At 58.0% G+C, this 1,138-nt stretch carries 1 protein-coding gene; it reads right to left on the bottom strand.

The features are described from left to right. Positions 1 to 863 precede the first annotated feature (863 nt). Positions 864 to 1,138: transposase (locus ACQCVD_RS15435; protein WP_426824668.1), on the bottom strand; the 275-nt coding region annotated here is incomplete at its 5' end.

The following is a 1,138-nucleotide window of genomic DNA, read 5'->3' as shown; positions in this document are numbered from 1 at the left end:
GACCCAAAAGCGCGCAAGGCGGTGTGAGTTTCTATGTCACACTCGCCGAACTCCAGACCGCTGTCATCAGGTTGTTGGCCTATTGCCCGTACTGTGGCCGCGCCCCCACCTAACAAAGCACTACTAGCTGTCTTCCATAAACGAAGCCGGTCGATACGACCTCTACTTTGTGCCAATCAGCTTGTCATTTGAGAAGCTACAAGGCGCCGACGTCCACCTGAATACCGGCCTCATTCGCTACGGCAGGAAGCGAGTTTCCCGAGATGGTAAATCCGCCGGCGGGGTCGGCAGTGAAGGTGGCTGATCCTTGGACGGTTTCTCCTGTGACGCGCGGTCCCGTCAGGATGCCGTAGGTGACGCGTGCTGAGGCGTCTCCACGGGGCGTGACGGAGAGGACTTTTTCTTCTCGGAGCATTTACCGCTTCACCGTCGATGAAAAAGACGACCCCTTCCCGTAGTGAATTTCCAGATCCCACTCCGCCGGTGATGAGCGACCAACTCAACGGGGCGCAGGGATCGAAGTGGTCCTCGGCCACACTGAAGGTGATCGCTTCTCCACGACCGCCGGCGACAGAGAGGTGACCTGTATCCAAGAGAGGATTGGTTTTCTGCGCGTTGCATGCTGCTGAGCCCGGGACGGTCGATGTGGTGGTCCCGACGCCGGAAGGCTCGGAGATTGTTGACTCCTGAGACGCGCGCGTTTTCCCGGTTGTCACCGGAGCGAGGAAGACGGTAGCTCGCTCGACGTCGACGGAGCGTCAGATGGATTGTGTGTGAGGCTGATTCCAACCGAATGGTAAGCCGTCATGACAAACGTGGCGAGCGTGTCAAGTCTTTTGTGTATGAGGGCTTGAATTAATTGCTCAGAGGTAGGGCTCGAAACGTTCCGGATACGCCACGATCAGCTGGTTGAGTGCCTGCTTCCAGTTGGCGGTCTTCTTGCCCTCGACCAGCCGACCGGACTCTGGTTGCTTGACAGCTCCTTTCTCCTTCTTCGCCCGTCTCGCAGCCCGTTTGTCCTCGATGTTGCAGATCGTCAGCCATAGGGTCTTGATCGCGGACTCATCACTGGTGAACTGCACCCGGTTCCGGGTTGCCTTGCGCACCTCGTTGTTCAACGACTCGATCGAGTTCGTGG

It is taken from the genome of Corynebacterium halotolerans, assembly GCF_050107895.1.
Taxonomy (GTDB): domain Bacteria; phylum Actinomycetota; class Actinomycetes; order Mycobacteriales; family Mycobacteriaceae; genus Corynebacterium; species Corynebacterium halotolerans_B.
The sequence above is the reverse complement of the archived record's forward strand: the minus strand, read 5'-3'. Positions and strand labels throughout refer to the sequence as shown.